General features: G+C 54.6%; 19 protein-coding genes and 1 pseudogene. 13 read left to right on the forward strand and 7 right to left on the reverse strand.

Annotated elements, in window-relative coordinates; all coding sequences use genetic code 11:
* The first annotated feature begins 136 nt into the window (after window positions 1-136).
* Window positions 137-1252 carry an organic solvent ABC transporter permease gene (locus MDHKLMBL_RS14265; protein WP_104271070.1) on the forward strand — a complete coding sequence of 372 codons (1116 nt, stop codon included), beginning with the start codon at window positions 137-139 and terminating at the stop codon, window positions 1250-1252.
* Here MDHKLMBL_RS14265 and MDHKLMBL_RS14270 read toward each other — a convergent pair.
* The 3 genes from MDHKLMBL_RS14270 to MDHKLMBL_RS14280 form a co-directional block, all read right to left on the reverse strand.
* Window positions 1242-2549: a cyclic di-GMP phosphodiesterase gene (locus MDHKLMBL_RS14270; RefSeq protein WP_104271071.1), complete on the reverse strand. Its 1308-nt coding sequence runs from the start codon at window positions 2547-2549 to the stop codon at window positions 1242-1244. The genes MDHKLMBL_RS14265 and MDHKLMBL_RS14270 overlap by 11 nt on opposite strands.
* Before the next feature lie 176 nt (window positions 2550-2725).
* Window positions 2726-3181 carry a hypothetical protein gene (locus tag MDHKLMBL_RS14275; protein ID WP_241956240.1) on the reverse strand — a complete coding sequence of 152 codons (456 nt, stop codon included), beginning with the start codon at window positions 3179-3181 and terminating at the stop codon, window positions 2726-2728.
* Between the two features lie 211 nt (window positions 3182-3392).
* Window positions 3393-3671 (reverse strand): PilZ domain-containing protein, encoded by a 279-nt coding sequence (locus tag MDHKLMBL_RS14280; protein WP_008174275.1) that lies wholly within the window; start codon window positions 3669-3671, stop codon window positions 3393-3395.
* A 187-nt stretch (window positions 3672-3858) separates the two neighbouring features.
* On the opposite strand from MDHKLMBL_RS14280, the gene MDHKLMBL_RS14285 reads away from it, so the two are divergent.
* On the forward strand, window positions 3859-4875 hold the full coding sequence (locus MDHKLMBL_RS14285) for a Fe(3+) ABC transporter substrate-binding protein (protein WP_092032791.1): 1017 nt from the start codon (window positions 3859-3861) through the stop codon (window positions 4873-4875).
* 155 nt (window positions 4876-5030) lie between these two features.
* A complete protein-coding gene (locus tag MDHKLMBL_RS14290) occupies window positions 5031-6719 on the forward strand; it encodes an ABC transporter permease (RefSeq protein ID WP_008174273.1) in 1689 nt (562 codons plus the stop codon).
* 5 nt (window positions 6720-6724) lie between these two features.
* On the opposite strand, the gene MDHKLMBL_RS14295 is transcribed toward MDHKLMBL_RS14290, so the two are convergent.
* Window positions 6725-7210, reverse strand: coding sequence for a thioesterase domain-containing protein (locus MDHKLMBL_RS14295; protein WP_008174272.1), 486 nt, complete (start codon window positions 7208-7210; stop codon window positions 6725-6727).
* A gap of 131 nt (window positions 7211-7341) precedes the next feature.
* A complete protein-coding gene (locus tag MDHKLMBL_RS14300; protein ID WP_104271072.1) occupies window positions 7342-9009 on the reverse strand; it encodes an AMP-binding protein in 1668 nt (555 codons plus the stop codon).
* A gap of 241 nt (window positions 9010-9250) precedes the next feature.
* Here MDHKLMBL_RS14300 and MDHKLMBL_RS14305 point away from each other — a divergent pair, with 241 nt between their 5' ends.
* From MDHKLMBL_RS14305 to MDHKLMBL_RS14350, 10 genes are all read left to right on the forward strand, one after another.
* Window positions 9251-10225 carry an ABC transporter substrate-binding protein gene (locus MDHKLMBL_RS14305; RefSeq protein WP_008174270.1) on the forward strand — a complete coding sequence of 325 codons (975 nt, stop codon included), beginning with the start codon at window positions 9251-9253 and terminating at the stop codon, window positions 10223-10225.
* Between the two features lie 66 nt (window positions 10226-10291).
* Window positions 10292-11194: an ABC transporter permease gene (locus MDHKLMBL_RS14310; RefSeq protein WP_008174269.1), complete on the forward strand. Its 903-nt coding sequence runs from the start codon at window positions 10292-10294 to the stop codon at window positions 11192-11194.
* Between the two features lie 9 nt (window positions 11195-11203).
* The gene (locus MDHKLMBL_RS14315) at window positions 11204-11998 is read left to right on the forward strand and encodes an ABC transporter ATP-binding protein (protein ID WP_053114995.1); all 795 of its coding nucleotides are present in this window, start codon (window positions 11204-11206) and stop codon (window positions 11996-11998) included.
* 403 nt (window positions 11999-12401) lie between these two features.
* The gene (locus MDHKLMBL_RS14320; RefSeq protein ID WP_104271082.1) at window positions 12402-14540 is read left to right on the forward strand and encodes an adenosylcobalamin-dependent ribonucleoside-diphosphate reductase; all 2139 of its coding nucleotides are present in this window, start codon (window positions 12402-12404) and stop codon (window positions 14538-14540) included.
* A 27-nt stretch (window positions 14541-14567) separates the two neighbouring features.
* Entirely contained in the window at window positions 14568-15266 is a 699-nt protein-coding gene (locus MDHKLMBL_RS14325; RefSeq protein WP_014576864.1) for a TSCPD domain-containing protein, read from the forward strand.
* A 295-nt stretch (window positions 15267-15561) separates the two neighbouring features.
* On the forward strand, window positions 15562-16503 hold the full coding sequence (locus MDHKLMBL_RS14330; RefSeq protein WP_241956241.1) for a hypothetical protein: 942 nt from the start codon (window positions 15562-15564) through the stop codon (window positions 16501-16503).
* An 81-nt stretch (window positions 16504-16584) separates the two neighbouring features.
* Window positions 16585-17079, forward strand: coding sequence for a hypothetical protein (locus MDHKLMBL_RS14335; RefSeq protein WP_104271073.1), 495 nt, complete (start codon window positions 16585-16587; stop codon window positions 17077-17079).
* Between the two features lie 85 nt (window positions 17080-17164).
* Window positions 17165-17755, forward strand: coding sequence for a DUF8453 domain-containing protein (locus tag MDHKLMBL_RS14340; protein WP_104271074.1), 591 nt, complete (start codon window positions 17165-17167; stop codon window positions 17753-17755).
* 111 nt (window positions 17756-17866) lie between these two features.
* Entirely contained in the window at window positions 17867-18739 is an 873-nt protein-coding gene (locus MDHKLMBL_RS14345) for a hypothetical protein (protein ID WP_146083416.1), read from the forward strand.
* A 75-nt stretch (window positions 18740-18814) separates the two neighbouring features.
* Complete coding sequence (locus MDHKLMBL_RS14350) at window positions 18815-19315, forward strand: P-loop nucleotide/nucleoside kinase family protein (protein ID WP_104271076.1); 501 nt, start codon at window positions 18815-18817, stop codon at window positions 19313-19315.
* Between the two features lie 116 nt (window positions 19316-19431).
* On the opposite strand, the gene MDHKLMBL_RS14355 is transcribed toward MDHKLMBL_RS14350, so the two are convergent.
* Both MDHKLMBL_RS14355 and MDHKLMBL_RS21185 read right to left on the reverse strand, forming a co-directional pair.
* Complete coding sequence (locus tag MDHKLMBL_RS14355; protein ID WP_104271077.1) at window positions 19432-19911, reverse strand: nucleoside deaminase; 480 nt, start codon at window positions 19909-19911, stop codon at window positions 19432-19434.
* Window positions 19895-20218, reverse strand: a pseudogene (locus MDHKLMBL_RS21185) (hypothetical protein); the annotation flags it as partial. The gene MDHKLMBL_RS14355 and the pseudogene MDHKLMBL_RS21185, both read right to left, overlap by 17 nt.

The following is a 20218-nucleotide window of genomic DNA, read 5'->3' on the forward strand; positions in this document are numbered from 1 at the left end:
CCAATAACGGAAACTGCGACAGGAATCCCGATATGAGGCAAATCACGCCCCTATAATGCGGTTACAACAATTTACAAAAGAGGCTGCTGCACCCCGGGTGCAGGCGCGCTGAAACGAAGGGAATGTACGTTCAACCATGAGATCCGTTCACCGCACCCGACTTACGTTCACCCTGCTGGGCACACTTGCTCTCTCCGGCTGTCTGGATGACGGCGGAGGCTCCGGCGACGACAGGAGCACCGGCCGAGTCAATTTCAATGGTTTTAACGGTCTTTCCTATCAGACTGCCAGTCAGTCCGGCACCACCAACGCAGCGGGAGAATTCCGCTACTACCCCGGCGAAACCCTCACGTTCAGGGTTGGAGACCTGCCGCTGGTTAGCGATGTACCGGCCAGGCAATACGTAACCCTGCTCGAATTTTTCGAGACCACCCGCACAGGGCTGCAAACGCCAATGGTGGATGATGAGGGATTGAGCACCCACACGCTGACTGAGCAAAACGTTCTGGAGAATACAACGCTGATGAACCTGTCCCGGTTCCTGATGCTCCTGAACTGGAGCCAGAATGTTGCTGAGGGCGACGGTATCGATATCCGCGACTGGGTTATTAGGCAGTTGAACGCGGCCCTTCCGGGCCTGACAGCGCCGATTGATTTCAGTGTCAGCGAATCCGAATTCACGGCCAACAACCCGATGTCTCCCGCCAATCAGCTGCTTGCCGCGATCTGTTTTTACCCCGAGGACGATGAACTCTGTGAGGAGCCGCCCACCCAGGAGGAAATCGACAACGCACCGCCACGACCGGAGAATGATGAGGATCGCGATCCTGACATTGAATACAGTGAAGACCTGCAGGCCAAAAAGGACCGAATCGAGAATGCCGTGCGAACCATGGAAGACATTGATTCGGAGGATGCCCAGACCTATCTCACTCGGGAACTCAAGGCGATCAGTACAACCGTCGCAAACCGATATTTCCTGGATGAGGACGTTGCCAGTCATCCGGCTACTGATACAGCCCTGAAGCAGGTTGCGGTTCGAAAAATCGGGGGCGGACTTTCCCTGGCGGAGCTGGAGGCCATCAGCACACGCCCGCAGGATATCCAGATAAATTCAGCCGACTGGCAGAGCGGAGAGGTGGAGTATTTTGTCGCCGGCCCCTCCGGCGGTGAGTCCGAGCTGCTGCTCAGCTTCCGTCCGGAGGATACCTATCGGTGGGTTCGCAAACAGCTGCGAGTGCTTATCCGCTGATCAGGCGCGAGAGGCTCCAGCGTGATTCCACGCCGGTCACGTCGTAATAGGAGGGATCGAGGCCTTCCGTACCGTGCGGCAGACAATCGCGAACCCGCACGGTTTCCGGCGCTTCCTTGCCTTCGTTGTATCTGGCCAGATCAATAATTTTGGCTGTTTTCAGCGGCCTTGAGGCAGCATCGGTCATTACCATTACCCGCGGCCACAAACGGCGCTCAGGGGAATGGGAAACCACAATACCGCGCTGACCATCGGTCAGCTCGACCAGACTCCCGGTGGGATAGATACCGATCGCCTGAATGAAATTCTCGACCAGATCCTCCTGGAACTCGATATTGCGCATTTCATAGAGCAGCGTGACCGCTTTTGCCGGTGTCATCGGCTCGGCATGAGACCGGGGCGCTATCAATGATTCGAAAAATTCCGCGATACCGGCAACCTTGGCGAGCAATGGAATCCGATCGCCGCGAACACCCTCCGGAAAGCCGGAACCGTTATGACGTTCCCGATGCCCCTGAACCACACTCAGCACGGCACGAGAGAGCCCGCTGTTTTCAAGCATCCTGACTCCACGGCCAACGTAACTCCGGTAGGTCAGATACTCCTCTGAGCTTAACTGGCCTTCCCGCGCCAGCAACTCGGCAGGCAGCGTGGTCTTGCCCACCTGGGACAGCAGGCAACCCAGGCCCAAATGGTTCAGGAGCCCCTCGTTCAACCCGAGATGGCGCCCACACACCAGGGCCCAGACAGAGGTATTCAGTGCATGCCGGTACAGGTAGCTGTCGTGAGCACGGGTGCGACTGAGCCACAACAGAGCGTCTGGCTGGCGAACAACGCTACTCACCATTTTGCTGGTGATCGCAGCGATCGGCCGGAGATCTGGCACGCCATCGGCACGAAGTGTCTCGAAAAGCTGATCCAGCGCGCCTTCCATATCGTCAAGCAGGCGCTTTGAGGTTTTCATTTCCTTCTTGAGACTGGTAACGGCTTCATACGTCACTGGCTCGCGAATACTCAGAGGCGGCAACTGGAGCTGCTCCCGCCCACCCCTGCGCTTGCCTTGCAATGTTCCGAAAGCCGGCTTGCTTCCGCCTTTTACCTCTTTGGATTCCCTTGCTTCCGCCACATCGACCAGAACCCATTTGCAGTGGGATACCAGTGCACGAATGTCATCCTGGGACCGGATATGGAAACCCTGAATCGGAAAGGGGGTCTGATGCCATGGCCTGTCCAGATCAGACACGAACATGCCCACTTCCAGATCATGAACTGCGACTTTTTTCTGTTGGACACCCACGGGCCACCTCACACAACAAACTTTTCGATAGCTACCATTCTGACCGAACCGCCGGAAGACACAATTACAATATCGTATCGCCAGGTAACCCAAACGCGACAAAACGTAACGCTAATGTTCAACAGGAAACAAAATGTAGCAACGTGATGGGAGTCACATATCAACGTCAGAAAGTGTCACTCTGCGTCACATACCGATTCATCAAATTCAGGCAATCGGGACCGCATTGAACCCCGCGGCGCCTTCCGGACATAAACCGTGTACGGAACTGATGATGCTCGCAGATAGTCAAGGTTCAGGGCGTCATCACCCTCACCCTCTTCCACGACGGCAGGACTACAGGACACCAGCAACTCCAGTTTCCCTTCTATTTCTGCAATACGGGCATCCGGATCCGCCGGATTGATAGACATGCAGCGGGTTGAGCCGCTTGCCGGCTGGCCCGTCTGCGCCACCAGATCCCGGCCCGCTTCGCCACAGGCACGAATACCCTCGCCGCAGGCACTCGCCTCTTCGTCATCGCGGAGGCGCCAGACACGGTCGCTGCACTGGGTTTCCAGCTTCACGGGCGTGGCTTTATCGCCGGCAAACCACCAACCAGGATACTCCGCGCTTTGCCAGGACAGCCGCACGTGTCTTGGCTCACCGGATGAATTCTCAGCCGGAAACATCGCAAAATGTGAGTAATAGCTCGCACAGCCCGATACGGAAACCAGGACAAGGCTTGCAATAATTGGCTTGTAAGCTCTGGAAAAGACTGAAAAGATCATCTGGCTGTTGCATCCCTGACAGCGGTTGGTTGAACACTGCCATTATCCACGGCAGGGGCATTCAATCCGTCTATCAGTCACCATTTTGATCAAACTGGAGGCCGTACCCGTCGTTGGTTTTGCGCACGACCACCATTTCAAGTATCGGTGCTGGAACAGGTAGCCCCTGCACCTGCACGGTAACTGTGTCGCCGAGGTTTGGCGCAAATGGCTCAGTGTCCACAACGATGAAAACACCGCCGTCGGAGATATCGCGGGTCGAGAATATGAACTCGCCCAGCTCCTCGTGAACCACCTTTACTTTCGCACTCATTGCCGTGCGTATGTGCTCTCTTCGATCGTTCCCATCCATTTGAGGATTCCACTACTTTTTGCATAGTTTTTATAGTCTTCCGAAGCATAACACCATTTTCAGAAAAATATGCCAACGGAGAGATTGACTCTGGAGTCAATGGAAATGAGAATGGTTGGCGTTTTTAAAAACTTGCCGATCCTGGCAAAGGCAAATTAATACCGGAAACACCCGAAAGGATGGGAATATGCGAATGAAACTGGCTGCTACCGCAGCAATCGCCCTCTCTGCCATGCCCATGGCCGCCTCCGCAGATGGCGAGGTCAATATCTACTCATACCGTCAGGCATATCTGCTCGAACCCCTGCTGAACGCTTTTGAACAGGAAACCGGCATCCAGAGCAACGTGGTCTTTGCCAAACAGGGTCTGGCCGAGCGACTGGAGCGCGAGGGTCGCAACAGCCCGGCAGATTTGGTAATGACCGTTGATATTTCCCGCCTCAACGAGCTGGTAGAACGTGATCTCGTTCAGAACGTCGACAACGAGACTCTGGTAGAGAACATTCCGGAAAACCTGCGCCATCCCGAGGGCAAGTGGTTTGCCCTTACCACCCGCGGGCGCCTGATTTTCGTGTCCAAGGACCGCGTGGAAGAAGGTGAGATCACCACCTACGAGCAACTGGCAGACGACAAGTGGAACAACCGTATCTGCACTCGCAGCGGCAAGCACCCATACAACATCGCCCTGTTCTCCTCCATGATCGCACACCATGGTGAAGCCGAAACCGAGAAGTGGCTGGAAGGCCTGAAAGACAATCTGGCCCGCAAACCCCAGGGTGGCGACCGCGACCAGATCAAGGCTATTGCCGAGGGCGTATGCGACGTCTCCATTGGCAACAGCTACTACTATGGCAACATGCTGCAGGATGAGAACCAGCGGCCAATTGCCGAGCAGGTACGGCTTGTATTTCCGAACGCCGAAGGCCGGGGCACTCACGTGAATATCAGTGGTATTTCACTGACCAAGAGCGCGCCTAACCGCGAGAACGCCATCAAACTGATGGAATTCCTGTCTTCACCGAAAGCCCAGCGTATCTACGCCGAGGCAAACACGGAATACCCGGCAAACCCGGAAGTCAAGCCTTCCGGACTGGTTGCCGAGTGGGGTGAGATCAATCCCGACAACCTGTCACTGCAGGAGATTGCAGATAACCGCAACGCCGCAGTCAAACTGGTTGACCGCGTCGATTACGACGGCGAGTAATCGCCAACAGTGAGGGTGGTTTGACCACCCTCACATGCCCTTTGGCGGGCGCTTCCCTCTTCCGGTATGACACCAGTCGTTGCAGGCATCAGGTCAGGTGACTACAATCTGCAGCCTTCAATTGGACAGACTCCACATCCAGGCGCAGGGACACTATGAGCGAGGCCGCAACCAGCGTTAATCCAGGGCTATCCCAGCCCCTGCTGGCTAAGCGTACCTCTCCAAAATGGATGATCAGCGCACTACTGACCACCGCCATCGTCGCCCTTCCGGTTCTCTCCGTTATTTTTCTGGCGTTTTTTCCCGAAGAGAACATCTGGCCACACCTGATCGAAACCACCCTTCCCCGGTACCTGACAACCACGCTCAAACTGATGATTGGGGTGGGCGCCCTTACCCTGGTTATAGGCCTTGCGTCGGCCTGGGCGGTCACCATGTGCGAGTTCCCGGGCCGCAAATTCTTTGAGTGGGCGATGCTGCTACCATTTGCAGTGCCCGCCTACGTTATTGCCTATGTGTACACAAGTCTCCTGGACTACGCTGGCCCCGTTCAGGGTGCCTTGAGAGACCTGTTCGGCTGGAGCAGTGCCGCAGACTACTGGTTCCCGGAAATTCGCAGCCTCGAAGGCGCCACGCTGATGATCGGGCTGGTGTTGTATCCCTACGTTTACCTTCTGGCCCGCGCCGCCTTTCTGGAACAGTCCCCGTCTCTGTTCGCGGTCAGCCGCAGTCTCGGCCACTCCGCGCTGAGCACGTTCTTCAGGGTGGTTCTGCCCATCGCCCGGCCGGCGGTAGCCGTCGGCCTTTCCCTGGTGCTGATGGAAACCCTGAACGATTTTGGCACCGTGGACTTCTTTGCCGTCCAGACCCTGACCGCTGGCCTGTTTGATACCTGGATGAATCTGGGCAACCTCGGTGGGGCCGCTCAAATAGCCACCACAATGCTGATCTTCGTGGTGATCCTGGTTACCCTGGAACGGTATTCCCGAAGACGCCAGCAACAGTTCGCAGCGCGGGACAACCGTGAGCCGATCCAGCGCTTCACCATGTCCTTCCCGCGCCAGATGATTTGCGTAGCGGTTTGCGCTTTGCCGGTTCTGTTCGGTTTCGTGATTCCCGGTGCAACCCTCGGGCTCTATGCGTGGGAATACTTCGGTGAAAGCTGGAACCCGGATTTTGTCCGAAACACCTTCAACAGCCTTTTCCTCTCTGGCACGGCAGCCCTCACTACTCTGCTGATTGGTGTTACGCTCGCCTACAGCCGCCGACTGCACAACACTCGCAAAATGCAGGTACTGATGCGCCTTTCCAGCCTGGGCTATGCCATGCCCGGCGCCGTGCTGGCTGTTGGTGTGATTGTGCCCCTGGCAGGTTTTGACAACTGGCTGGATAGCCTGATGCGGGACGTATTCGGAATCAGCACGGGCCTGTTACTGAGTGGCTCGGCCTTCGCCCTGGTGTTTGCCTACACCGTGCGATTCCTTGCCGTTTCGGCCGGTAGCGTGGAGAGTGCGTTGCAGAAGATTACCCCGAGCATGGACATGGCGTCCCGCTCTCTGGGCCACACCCCGGGCAACACCCTGGTCAGGGTTCACTTGCCAATGTTGCGAGGCACATTGGTAACAGCGGCCCTGGTGGTTTTCGTCGATTGCATGAAGGAATTGCCGGCCACCCTGATACTCAGGCCGTTCAACTTCGAGACACTGGCGACCTACGTGTACCAGTTCGCCTCTGACGAGCGCCTGTACCACAGCGCCCTGCCCGCCCTGATTATTGTTCTGGCTGGCATCATTCCGATTATTCTGATGAGCCGCTCAATCTCCAACAGCCGGTCAATTGCCTGACCAGCTCAGAACGTTACCCGGGATTTCACATCCTGAACCACGAACCGCCCCTGGAAAACCGCCACAGGATCCCCCTCAGGCATTGTGTTTGGTTCGCCGCAAAAAACCTCTGCCGTCAGATCCAGCCGACCCTTGCCATGCCGGGCCAGACTCTTGCGAAAACGTTCCGGTACCTCCTCACCGGGCAGGCGGCAGATCACATAGAAATCGGAAGACACGGGCTCGAGGTAGTCGATATTCCCGCTCTGCACCACCACATTGCCCTTTAAGCCAAGATCCCATAGTGCCAATTCAGTCAGGCCCCAGGCCGCAGTAACCGCCGCAGAGTACACGCTGCCTCCGAACCCCGTACCCTGGTGGTTCTTGTTGGGTTCCAGCGGCGCACTGAGCAGCAGCGAATGGCCATCCCAGGAATGCAATTGAATCCCCAACGCCCGGGAAAGGGGAATTTCGTCCTGGATACGCTTCTGGAAAAGGGACAACTGGCTCATAACATCCTCCTGATATTCATCCAGTTTAGGCCCGCTTACTCCTTTTCCCTATGCGACTTACGTCGGTTTTTTCCGGCACAAAAAAGCCCGGCAGAGCCGGGCCATAACATCTTCATTTTGAATCGGGCGTTTTACTGCCAGATAACCGGCTGACGCTGTGCATACCAGTTCTCCACTTGCTCCTGATACGCATCCTCAACCACATTGCGCTTGAGCTTCATGGTCGGCGTGAGGAAGCTGTTCTCGATCGACCACTCGTCGCTCATTACGGTGATAAACGCCAGCTGTTCGTGGGGATCCACGGTCTTGTTCACATCGGCAATCAGCTTCTTGAAGCTCTCTTCGATTTCCTTACGGAAGGCTTCATCCGCCATTTTCGGCCGGGACTCCTCGGCCAGCATCACCAGCGCGTGGGGCTGGGTCTGATTGGCACCGGAGACACACACCATCTCGATGGCATCGTGGGACATCAGACGGTTCTCAATGGGTGCAGGCGCAATATACTTGCCCTTGCTGGTCTTGAAGATTTCCTTGATGCGACCGGTGATCTTGAGCCGGCCCATCTCATCAATTTCACCCTTGTCGCCAGTCTTCAGGAAGCCATCCTCGGTGAAGGTCTCCCGGGTTTTCTCTTCGTCCTTGTAGTAGCCCATCATGGTGGCCGGGCTCTTGATCTGGATCTCTCCCTCCGGGCTGATGCGGGTTTCAACCCCCGGCGCGGACTCACCGACGTAACCGGTTCTTGAGCGCCCTGGCTTGCTCATGTGGGAGTAGGCAAAGTTTTCAGACATGCCATAGCCCTCAAGCAACTCGAGACCAAGGTTGCGGTACCAGTCCAGAACGTCGCTCGCCAGGGGGGCCGAGCCACTGCCTGCCAGCTTGACCTTGTCCAGGCCCAGACCCTTCAGGATTTTCTTCTTGATCAGTTTGTTGACCACCGGAATCTTCAGCAGCCGGTCCAGCTTCTTTTTCGGCAGCTTCTGAAGCACACCGTGCTGGAATTTCACCCACAGGCGCGGTACCGAGAGGAACAGAGTTGGCTGGGCACGCTGCAAATCCTGCACGAAAGTATCCAGAGATTCCGCAAAATACAGATGGAAGCCGGCATACAGCGATGCCAGCTCAACAAAGGTGCGTTCGAATACGTGAGCCAGCGGCAGGTACGACAACATGCGCTCCTCGGAGCTCACGCCGAGTACCTCCATGCCCCCCTCTGCCGCATAGGCCATATTGTAAAAGCTGAGCATGACGCCCTTGGGTTTCCCGGTGCTACCGGAGGTGTAAACGATGGTGGCCAGTTCGTCGGCATCACGCTGAACGTTTTCTTCCAGAGGCGGATACTTGGCGACAATATCGTCCCAGGTTTCGAAATCATTGGGCGGGCTCAGCGGGAAGGAGATGCAACGCACGGATTCCGGCACGCCCGGTTTCATCATGTCCCAGTCGTCCAGCTTGCCGACAAACACCACCTCGCACTCGGCGTGGTTCAGGATGTAATTAACGGTGTCGGCATTCAGGGTGGGATAAAGCGGAACGGAAATATGGCCGGCCATCCAGATGGCCCAGTCGGTCATGATCCAGTGGGCGCAGTTTTTGGAAATAAGGCCGATGCGACTCTTTTCGGGGAGATTCAGGGACTTCAGGTAAGACGCCATGCACCTCGCCTCATCCACCGCCCGGCCCCAGGTATACTCCACCGTTTTTCCGTCCCCGATGGGCTGGGTCATATAAACGGAGTTCGGCTTGGCATTCTCCCAGTGATAGACCATATCCAGGGGAAGCTTGTTTGTTGTGTCCATGGACCTTCCTTGCAGTTCGTTATTCGAGTTATGGATGATTTATTATTAGACTTTCGTAGGGTATTTCAACATAGTATGAGCGGTCAAAACGTGACACAAGCAAAATAATTTCCAACTGCATCTATTGCAACCAAAACGCCGCCACCGGCAACATCCCCTACCCCTTAAACCCCTTGCCTGTGGTAAACTTCCGCCCCTTCAGATTCGCAACATATCAGTTAACCTACCCGGAGATGGGCATATGGCCAAGACAACCCTGCGCACCCTGTTCGGTGCCACCCTGCTGGCGCTGGCAACACTTGTTCAGGCACAGGAACCCCGCGTTGTAGCCATCACACAGATTGTGGAACACCCGGCACTGGACGCCGTCTACCAGGGCATAAAAGATGAACTCGCCGAGCGCGGCTTCAAAGAGGGCGACAACCTCGAAGTGATGCACGAAAGTGCCCAGGGCAACTCTGCCATTGCTTCTCAGATTGCCCGCAAATTCGTTGGTGAAAGTCCCGACGTGATCGTGGCGATCGCAACGCCTTCCGCGCAAACCGTTGCCGCTGCGGCCCGCAATACACCGGTAATTTTCTCCGCTGTGACCGACCCGCTTGGCGCCAAGCTGGTAAGCAATCTGGAGGCGCCTGGCGCCAACATTACCGGCGTAAGCGACATGCTGCCCATCGACAAACACCTGGACATGCTGCAGCGCGTAATGCCCGATGCCAAACGCATTGGCACGGTGTACAACCCGGGCGAAGCCAATGCCGTTTCCCTGGTGGAACTGCTCGAAGAGCGCCTCGCGGCGCGTGGTCTTGAACTGGTAAAAGGCGCTGCCACCAAAACTTCCGAGGTTCTGGGCGCGGCCCGCTCCCTGGTGGGTAAAGCTGACGCCATCTACCTGACCACAGACAATACCGTGATCAGTGCTGCCGAAGCCGTTATCTCTGTTGGTGAGCGCGCCAGCATTCCGGTATTCGCGGCAGACACCGCTACCGTTGAGCGCGGTGCCGTTGCTGCACTCGGGTTTGATTACTACGACCATGGCCGCCAGACCGGCGTGATGGTTGCCCGGGTATTGAATGGCGAGAAACCCGGCGAAATGGCGGTTGAAACCATGGAGAAGCTGGACCTGTTCGTGAACCCGGCCGCCGCAGAGCGCATGGGCATCACCCTGTCAGATGATGTAATCGCAGACGCGAAGAAAGTGATCGACAGCGCCAAGTAATCCCCCTGAACCCAACGGGCGGCCCTCACGAGGGGCTGCCCGTTTTATCATTGGTGATACCCGACCATGCTGAGTAACATCGCTCTTTATGGTGCCATTGAGACCGGACTGATCTACGGCCTGGTCGCCTTCGGCATCTACCTCTCCTTCCGGGTGCTGGATTTCCCGGATCTCACTGTAGATGGCAGCTTTCCTCTCGGTGCTGCCGTTGCCGCCGTACTGATCATTGAAGGCTGGAACCCGTGGTTAGCCACAGGCTGTGCCGTCATGGCCGGCATGGCCGCAGGCGCGGTAACAGCACTGCTGAATGTGAAACTCAACATTCTGAATCTGTTGGCCTCGATCCTGACCATGATTGCGCTCTATTCAGTGAACCTGCGCATCATGGGCCGCCCGAACGTGGCCCTGCTGACCGAAGAAACCGTGCTGACGCCCTGGTACGACCTGGATCTGGCCTACCACCAGGTACCGGTGCTTCTGTTCGTTATTGTGGTCTTTGTTGCCCTTATCCTGCTGTGGCGTTTCATGAAATCCGAAACCGGCCTGGCCATGCGAGCCACTGGCGCCAACGCCAGAATGGCCCGGGCACAGGGCATCGCCACCGGCGCCATGATTGTTCTCGGCGTTGCCGTTTCCAACGGCCTTGTCGGACTTGCCGGTGCGCTCTTTGCCCAGAGCCAGGGTGCAGCCGATGTCACCATGGGCGTTGGCGTGATCGTCATTGGCCTTGCCTCCCTGATTGGCGGTGAAGCCGTGGTGACGCCCTCTACCGTGGTACGTGCGCTCATCGCGTGCGTGGTGGGCGCAATCATCTACCGACTGGCCATTGCCTTCGCTCTGAATGCGGATTTCCTGGGACTGCAAGCCCAGGATCTGAACCTGATTACCGCGGTTCTGGTTACCCTGGCCATCGTTTTGCCCGGCGTACGTTCATCCATTGCCGGCAAACTTTCCCGTAGCAAGGCCTAAGGAGGCGACATGATCAGTGCAACCGATCTCCGGCTTACCTTTGGCAAGGGCACACCGCTGGAAAACCCGGCCCTTCGGGGTATGAGCCTGACCGTTAACCAGGGTGAGTTCGTCACCGTGATAGGCAGCAACGGCGCCGGCAAATCCACCTTTCTGAATGCCCTCGCCGGCGAAGTGCTGGTAGACAGCGGCCAGATCATCGTGGACAACCTGGACGTCACCAAACTGCCGACCCACAAGCGGGCCGGCCGTGTTGCCCGGGTATTCCAGGACCCACTGGCCGGTACCTGCGAGGGCCTCAGCATCGAGGAAAACCTTGCCCTGGCCATCAAACGTGGCCAACGCCGCGGCCTCACCAGCGCCGTAAAGAAGCAGTACATGGAAAAATTCAGGGACAGCCTTTCGTCCCTGAATCTGGGCCTGGAAAAACGTCTTGGCGACAAGATGGGCCTGCTCTCAGGGGGTCAGCGCCAAGCCGTGAGCCTGCTGATGGCGAGCCTCACACCTTCGAGCATCCTGCTGCTGGACGAACACACGGCCGCGCTGGACCCGAAAACTGCAGCATTCGTGCTGGAACTCACCACCAAGATCATCGAAGAGCAGAAGCTCACCGCACTGATGGTAACCCACAGCATGAAGCAGGCGCTGGAGGTCGGCAGCCGCACGGTAATGCTGCACCAGGGCCAGGTGGTATTCGATATCGCAGGCAAAGACCGCGAAGGTCTGGAAGTGAAGGACCTGCTCGGGCTGTTTGAAAAGCAGCGTGGGCTGGAAGTGGACGACGACAGCCTGTTGCTGGGCTGATAAAAAAACGGGGGCCAGACTGGCCCCCGTTTCCCCTCCCTGCCCACTTGTTTTTCTCACTTTTCCTCCGGAATCGCACAATTCGCTATTGACACCACCTCCTCACAAAACCACAACATGTAGTGGTTTTGAACCTTTAGCCCCAAACCGCTGTTTTAGAAAAAATTTCCCGGATTCAAGCCGGTTTTGATTGATTTTCTTTGCCCCGAAGCGTCTATCAATAGTTGCGTTCTTATTCACAGAACACTATATCCTGTTATACTCGTTTCAGATTCAGCCCATATATAGTGGTTAAAAAGAAAACAGGCCCAAGGCCAAAGATACGATTTTCAAGGGGTATGGCGCCGCCGGTACAAGGACTGGCGCCATCAAAAGAAGACATACCGGAAGACAGAGGGTGGAAATGAACGCTAAGGCACAGGCAGTGGTAACAACAATTCCGATGCAGGAAGCCTCGATCGACATCTGGCACAGCAAATATCAGCTGAAGACCAAGACCGGCGAGCCCGTGGACAAGGACATCAACGCAACCTACGAACGCGTTGCCAAAGCCCTTGCCGAGGTAGAAAACAAATCCGTGCGCACCCAGCACATGAAGAACTTCATCTGGGCCCTGCAGAACGGCGCCATCCCTGCCGGCCGGATTACCTCCAACGCCGGTGCCGAAGCGCACAAGCCGGCAACGTCCACCATCAACTGCACCGTATCCGGCACCGTTCAGGATTCCATGAACGACATCCTGGAAAAAAACCACGAAGCCGGCCTTACCCTCAAGGCAGGTTGTGGTATCGGTTATGAATTCTCCACCCTGCGCCCGAAAGGCGCGTACGTAGCCGGCGCCGGCGCAACCACCTCCGGCCCGCTGTCTTTCATGGATATCTTCGATCGCATGTGCTTCACCGTGTCCTCTGCCGGTGGCCGCCGCGGCGCCCAGATGGCCACGTTCGATGTGCACCATCCGGACGTGATCGACTTCATCCAGGCCAAGCGTGAAGACGGTCGCCTGCGCCAGTTCAACCTCTCGCTGCTGATCACTGAAGACTTCATCGAAGCCGTGCGCAACGACGCCGACTGGCACCTCTCCTTCCCCGTTACCCAGAAGGAAGTGGAAGACGAGAAGCTTGACCTGAGCGACGAAAGCCAGTTTGTATACCGTGATTTCCCGGAACAAAAAGGCTACGTGGTGAACGGTGAAGGCAAGGTTGCCTGCCGCATCTACCGCACCCTGAAAGCCCAGTTCATCTGGGACACCATCATGACCAGCACCTACGACTACGCCGAGCCGGGTTTCATCCTGATCGACAAGGTCAACCAGATGAACAACAACTGGTTCTGCGAAGACATCCGTGCCACCAACCCCTGCGGTGAGCAGCCCCTGCCCCCGTATGGCAGCTGCCTGCTGGGCTCCGTGAACCTGACCATGTTCGTGGACTACCCGTTCACCGACAAGGCCAGCTTTAACTACGAGAGGTACCGCAAGGTTGTGGCGATCTTCACCCGGATGCTGGACAACGTGGTTGAGATTAACGGCCTGCCGCTGGCTGAACAGCGCCACGAAATCACCTACAAGCGCCGCCACGGTATGGGCATCCTCGGCCTGGGTTCCACCCTTGCCATGCTGCGCATGCCTTACGGTTCTGCAGAATCCGTACAGTTCACCGAAGAAGTCGTTCGTGAGATGGCCGTGGAAGGCTGGCGCCAGTCCCTCGCCCTGGCCGAGGAAAAAGGCGTTGCGCCGATCATGGACGACGAGTTCGAGATTACCCCGAAAATGCTCACCAAGTGCCCGCAGCTGTCTGAAGACGGCTACAAACTGGGCGACAAGGTGAAAGGCCGCATCCTGCACGCCAAGTACAGCAAGTACATGCAGGAAATTGCCAAAGTAGAGCCGAAGCTGGTGGAAGAACTGGCCGAGAAAGGTGGTCGCTTTACCCACCACACGTCCATCGCGCCGACCGGCACCATCAGCCTGTCACTGGCCAACAACGCCAGTAACGGCATCGAGCCGAGCTTCTCGCACCACTACGCGCGTAACATCATCCGCGAAGGCCGGAAGACCAAAGAGAAAGTTGACGTATTCTCCTTCGAGCTGCTGGCATACCGCCATATGGTGAACCCGGGCGCCATGCCTTTCTCTGAGGAGGAAGACAAGAAGCTGCCGGCCTACTTCACCACCTCCGACGACGTAACACCGTCGCAGCATGTGGACATCCAGGCCGCCGCCCAGAAGTGGGTAGATTCCTCGATTTCCAAGACCGCGAACGTTCCGACAGACTTCGCCTATCAGGACTTCAAGGACATTTACCTCTACGCCTACGATAAGGGCCTGAAGGGTTGCACCACTTTCCGCTTCAACCCGGAAGCCTTCCAGGGCGTACTGGTTAAGGAAAAAGACCTCGAGAACACAATGTACGAGTTCACCCTGGACGATGGCAGCAAGGTCACCCTCAAGGGCAACGAGCAGGTAGAGTACGACGGCGAAATCCACAACGCCGCCAACCTGTTTGACGCGCTTAAAGAAGGCACCTACGGCAAGTACTGATCCGGGAACCGACACAGGACAACGAACATGACAGTTAAAATCAGCAACAAAATCGTCGGCTACCGCGTAAAGAAGGCCGACCCTGAAGCAGCCGCCGAACACCAGGCACCGGTGCACGCAGAAACCAAGCCCGTTCAGATGAACGAATACATCGAACGGCCGGACTTCCTGCTGGGCACCACCTACAAGATCAAGCCGCCGGTGGCTGAGCACGCGATGTACATCACCATCAACGACATCCTGCTCAACGAAGGCACCGACCACGAGAGCCGGCAGCCGTACGAAGTGTTCATCAACTCCAAGTCGATGGAACACTTCCAGTGGGTTATCGCCCTCACCCGCGTAATCTCTGCGGTATTCCGCAAGGGTGGCGACGTAACCTTCCTGGTGGAAGAGCTGCGCAGCGTGTACGACCCCAACGGCGGCTACTTCAAGAAAGGCGGCGTGTTCATGCCTTCCCTGGTCGCTGAAATCGGCGCCGTGATCGAGAAGCACCTGAAGGCCATCGGCCTGCTGGAAAGCGAGGAAATGAGCGAAACCACCAAGCGTATCCTCGCCGAAAAGCGCGCCGAGTTCGAAGCCAGCCACAGCACGGCCACGAACGATGAAAAGGCCAGCGACTTCCCGCCGAACGCCACCATGTGTGGCAAGTGCAGCACCAAGGCGGTGATCGTGATGGATGGGTGTGCTACCTGCCTCTCCTGTGGCGATAGTAAGTGCGGTTGAGGTGATTGACTGCAGTGAGTGACGAGAAGGCCTGGAGTGAGAACTTCGGGCCTTTTTGTTTGGTGGGTAGGAAAAGTGATCAGCTTGATCGAAAAGGCCGTGGTAACAGGAAAACCGGTCGTGGTGATCGTTTTTATCGAAGCTCCGGGAAAGGTTTGGAATTCAGGGCATTGAATCTGAGGCACTTTTGGTTAGAGTCGGAAGTGGTCAGACAGGATATTTGGTCGGGGAATATGATCAGCGCGACCAGTATACAAACGTTATGGCTACAAGCAGGAGAGGAGTCAGTCACCAAGTGGAACTCGGATCTTTAATAAGTCAAGTTGGTGACCTTGAGAAGGTTATTCGAGATCACATCAATACCCATCGTTATCAAGTCGATTTGCTACAAGATTCGTCGAATTGGAATCAGATATGTAGCTCGCTTGACGTTATTGGTGACACGATGTTCGCAATAGGCTCGTATGGAGCGAGCGAATTCCCAAAGGACTCTGGGCTCCAATACATTTACACGTACGGTTTGCTTCAGTCTCTTTTTTTGCAGCAAGATGCCCTGCGTCACTTGAGTGAGGCATTCGACATTCAGTTGAATCCTTCGCCTACTCTGATGGAAATAAGAGGTATACGTAACGCGTCTATAGGGCACCCTACCAAGCAGAATCAGAAGGGCGAACGTTTCTATAACTATATATCCAGAATGTCGATGTCAAAACACGGCTTCGACCTACTGCGGCATTCCGAACACAGAAACTTCGATGTGGTCAATGTCGACATTCCAGCCATGGTGAAAAATCAACTAGCTGAAGTGATCTCGGGGTACACGGTAATCGCAGATAAACTTGCAGAGGCCGATAGAATGCATAAGAAAAGGTTTAAGAGTTCACTACTTCGAGATGTATTCCCGTCGGCGATGGGTTACTTTTTCGAAAAAATAGGCCAAGGCATTTGGGCTCATTCGCCAGGCGACCGGGAGTTTGGACGATCTAACCTTCGGATGCTAAGAGAAACGTATGAAAAATTCCAAAGCGCTCTAGAAGAGCGAAATGAGCTTAGCGAATATGCCAAATTCGATCTTGACCAATACTTTCATGCAATCGAGCGACTAGAAGGCTATTTCGCGGGAAGCAGTGAATCAATGGAAGAACCAGATGCTCGGATATACTGGTCATATCTTCGCAATGAGCATGCAGGCTTCACACAAATTGCTGAAGAAATTGATGAACAGTATCGAAAATAGACATAACAAAGCGTCGCACCGGACAGCCGGTGAACGCGGCGTTAGGCAAATAAAATTATCGCAATTGTTGAGGTAAAGGAATTGGATGCAAAGGACTGGTTTTATGCGATAGGGATTGTTGCTACCGCGTTTATAGGCGTGTGGAACGCAATCAATCACTTAAAAACGACTAAAAAGACTAAAAAGACTGCTTTTATCAATACGGTGACGAGTGAGCGTGTTAAGTGGCTTGATAAGCTCCGAAATAATATTTCCTCCTTCGCAGGATTAACTCACACTTGGACTCGCGAGCTACATGACACCCCAGAATCAGAAAAATGCCTGCTTCAGGAAATCGATAAGCTGCGGTATCTGATTAGGCTTCAACTCAATCCAAAAGAAGAGGATGGAAAGCCCAATGTTGATATGCGTATCGAGAGTTTGATTGCCCAAATCCCTGATCTTACGAATTCCTTTCAGCAAGACGAGTTAAATACAGCTCTGAATCAGTTGGTCGTCGAGAGTCAGGAATTGTTGAAGGATGAATGGGAGAAGGTAAAGCAAGAATCCAAGAAGGGTGATCTTCAGGATGTCTAACCAATTCAGGCACGGCGGCGGCCAATACATTGCGCCTTCGTCTGCATTCCATAGGCGCGCATGCTACAAGCGTTAGGGAGAAAGAATGGCTGAGTCTTTGCAGATAGCTTTCTACATCGTTAGTCCGATTGGGGCATTTCTTGCAGTTGCGACAGCTTACTACGCGATCTATCGTCAAACAAAACCGTGTGTTGTTGTCTATTATGAGCCAAACCCTGACACAGCCAGTCTGATTGATCTCGTAATACGGAATATCGGGACGGGAACGGCGAAGGATATATCCTTTTCAGCACCACTTCCCATTTTATGCTGGGGCATAGAAAAGCCCGACAGCAGCGAAAACAAACAGATTGATCACAAAATTCCCTTTTTGGCGCCGGGAAAAGAGTTGAGATTCAATGCAGGACAATATGGTGGTCTGAAAGATAGAGTACAGGATGGGATTGCTGTAAGTGCGCAGTACACCTTTCGAACTCCATTACGATCAAGCAAACGGGGCACGGACTCTTCAATGCTGGATGTGAATTACATGCAGCACGCTGGCACCAAAAATAGTGCAGCTCAGGACCTATCCGATGCTCTGAAAGGAAAAAATAATACAGTATTTATCAACATGAATAAGAGCTTGGCTAGCATCAGCAAATCGTTATCGGAGCTCGCAAAAAAAGAGGGATGACGCCTAGCCTCCCTAACCAGTGCAGGCAAAGCGACGCCCTTCCATTGCGCCTTCGGCTCCATTCCAAGGGCGCGCATGCTTCAAGCGTTAGATTTAGAGGGAGTTTGAGCTTTGTTGCAATCAAACGATGAAAATATAAATACTCGCCTAGCCCGAGATCGTGTTGCTTGTTCTCTCGATAAATATGAGCTTCGGGCATTTTTATCGATTTTGCAGGAGCGCTTGGATACCGCAGCAGAGCTTGAGATTGCTCATTTTAAGCAGAATGAACAGACTGACGATCAGTATGAGAATAATAAAAACGAAATCAGGCTTGGATATAAGCTGCGCCCAACCCTAACTGGCGAAGACGGAAGAGAGCTGCATGGCACAATTGCTGAAATATTCGATTCACCAAACTTTCCCGAATCTGTCCGTTCAATCTTCTTAAATAGCTCAATCCCACTTGATGTAGTACATAAATTTAGAGTTCGGAACTCTGTTGAGCTATTTCTTGATTTTTCACGCCCCGCCATATTCGACTTCCATTTAATGCCGAGTCAGCGAACTCCAAATGAATCTCACTATAAGGTCGAGGGCAGAGATACCACATGGGTAAACGGACTGTTTCACGAGGTACAGAGCTACATTTCTAGCCACCGTTCGCCTGCGCCATGGCTACATCAGCACAGCATTTATGACTTTTTTCTGTGGCTTATCGGATACCCGCTCGCTTTCTGGTTGTGCTTCAAAGTTTCTCCTTTTTTGCCTAACGGTGAAAAGGAAATTCTTTTCGTCAGGGCAGCTCTATATGTCTATATCTTTTTAATTGCGTTAGTCGGATTGAGAGCACTCTTCCACTACGCGCGTTGGGTATTCCCTATTTCTGAGTATCGGCATACTAGAAATAGGGTTCTTCGCCACCGAGCCTTTCTTGGCGCCCTATCTATTGGGCTCTTTGGGACAGTGCTCTATGACGTTTTTAAGTCGGTAGCCCTCGGGTAGAAAATCTAACAAGTCACGGAAGGCGGACGCGTGAAACGCGCCGCTTCATTCAGCGTTATCCCCAAGGATTAAGCAATGAATTCGTACGGAACGTTGATATTCTTCTGCGGGAAGATGGGATCCGGCAAAAGCACTTTGTCTGGCAAAATCGCTCGCGAGCGGGGAGCCGTGCTTATTTCAGAGGATGAATGGCTGGCCGCCCTGTTCCCCGGCGAGATCAATGATTTCAATGATTACATTCGTTACTCATCTCGGCTGAAGCCAGTGCTGAAATCACACGTTGAGCAAGTGCTCTTGGCTGGTACCTCTGTGGTCCTGGACTTTCCCGGCAACACCCGTAAGCAGAGAGCCTGGTTCAAGGATATCTACTCGCGACACGGTATTCCTCATGAGCTGTACTATTTGTCGGTAGACGATGAAGTTTGTTTAAAACAGCTGAAACAGCGACAGAAAGAACAACCCGAACGAGCAAAGTTCGACACGGAGGAGATCTTCCGTATGGTGACGGGTTACTTTGAGCCGCCCGAAGAGTCGGAGGCGTTCAACCTCCAGATTGTTGAAGGAAAGTCCGCATAACGAGTGACTGCTGCAGGATCCAACTTCGTTGGCGCTCCGTTTCTATCCAGACAGACTCGGACAGGCCAGCGTAGCGACCCTGGTTTGAGCCGCCCCGCCATTAGCATCCCCTTCCCTCAATCGCGCACGCCCATCTTGGCCATCTGGAATGGGTACAACTTTCTATCATTAACCAATGTCACTACGTCGAGCTCATTGATGAGGGCAGGATTCAAATACTGGTATGTCCAAAGGTAATCGAACCCGTTCTCTCTCGCCTCATATCTGTCCGCAACGATACGGACGTTCCTGATACCGGCCATACGGATTGCCATATAGCAGAGAGCGCATGGCTCTCCTGAAGCAATCAATGTCGTCCCTTTTAGGGAAACGCTCTTTTCATTCCTCGAAGCCGCTCTTATGGCCTGGATTTCCGCATGTGCGGTGCAATCCAGATGCTCAGCAACCTGATTGACGCCTTTACCAAGAACATCACCGTTCTGATTGACGATCACAGCGGAAAACGGCAAACCACCGGCTTTTACATTGCTAATAGCCAGATCAATCGCGCTTTCGCCACAGGTTGCTAGACTCTCTTCATCAATTCCGTCCCACATCTGTGACCTCGCGTTCTGACGATGGAGCCTGGGCTGAAAGGCTCAGCTCTGAAGCAAGGCTCTCGGCTCGAGCTTTGGCGTTGGCGACTGACTCGCGGTGCCGCTCGTCGCCAAATTCCTGATATTCAGCGGTGACTTCGTAAATGGTGTCCACACCGAGGTATTTACTCAACGTTCTGAGGTGCTGCGTATTCCGGCGAACGTGACCGGTCATTCCGGGGATCGTGACCGATTTGCACACGGCCATCACGCTGGAGTGAGTTTTGTACTCTGAGCGGTCACGATGGGTCAACCGATTCCGGTTTTT

The sequence above is a fragment of the Marinobacter flavimaris genome (assembly GCF_002933295.1).
In the GTDB taxonomy this organism is placed as follows: domain Bacteria; phylum Pseudomonadota; class Gammaproteobacteria; order Pseudomonadales; family Oleiphilaceae; genus Marinobacter; species Marinobacter flavimaris.

Excerpts from the sequence above, each read along its gene's own strand:
- MDHKLMBL_RS14265 (WP_104271070.1), top strand. The coding sequence starts at position 137 with ATGAGATCCGTTCACCGCACCCGACTTACGTTCACCCTGCTGGGCACA.
- MDHKLMBL_RS14280 (WP_008174275.1), bottom strand. The coding sequence starts at position 3,671 with ATGGATGGGAACGATCGAAGAGAGCACATACGCACGGCAATGAGTGCG.
- MDHKLMBL_RS14285 (WP_092032791.1), top strand. The coding sequence starts at position 3,859 with ATGCGAATGAAACTGGCTGCTACCGCAGCAATCGCCCTCTCTGCCATG.
- MDHKLMBL_RS14290 (WP_008174273.1), top strand. The coding sequence starts at position 5,031 with ATGAGCGAGGCCGCAACCAGCGTTAATCCAGGGCTATCCCAGCCCCTG.
- MDHKLMBL_RS14295 (WP_008174272.1), bottom strand. The coding sequence starts at position 7,210 with ATGAGCCAGTTGTCCCTTTTCCAGAAGCGTATCCAGGACGAAATTCCC.
- MDHKLMBL_RS14300 (WP_104271072.1), bottom strand. The coding sequence starts at position 9,009 with ATGGACACAACAAACAAGCTTCCCCTGGATATGGTCTATCACTGGGAG.
- MDHKLMBL_RS14305 (WP_008174270.1), top strand. The coding sequence starts at position 9,251 with ATGGCCAAGACAACCCTGCGCACCCTGTTCGGTGCCACCCTGCTGGCG.
- MDHKLMBL_RS14310 (WP_008174269.1), top strand. The coding sequence starts at position 10,292 with ATGCTGAGTAACATCGCTCTTTATGGTGCCATTGAGACCGGACTGATC.
- MDHKLMBL_RS14315 (WP_053114995.1), top strand. The coding sequence starts at position 11,204 with ATGATCAGTGCAACCGATCTCCGGCTTACCTTTGGCAAGGGCACACCG.
- MDHKLMBL_RS14320 (WP_104271082.1), top strand. The coding sequence starts at position 12,402 with ATGAACGCTAAGGCACAGGCAGTGGTAACAACAATTCCGATGCAGGAA.
- MDHKLMBL_RS14325 (WP_014576864.1), top strand. The coding sequence starts at position 14,568 with ATGACAGTTAAAATCAGCAACAAAATCGTCGGCTACCGCGTAAAGAAG.
- MDHKLMBL_RS14340 (WP_104271074.1), top strand. The coding sequence starts at position 17,165 with ATGGCTGAGTCTTTGCAGATAGCTTTCTACATCGTTAGTCCGATTGGG.
- MDHKLMBL_RS14350 (WP_104271076.1), top strand. The coding sequence starts at position 18,815 with ATGAATTCGTACGGAACGTTGATATTCTTCTGCGGGAAGATGGGATCC.
- MDHKLMBL_RS14355 (WP_104271077.1), bottom strand. The coding sequence starts at position 19,911 with ATGTGGGACGGAATTGATGAAGAGAGTCTAGCAACCTGTGGCGAAAGC.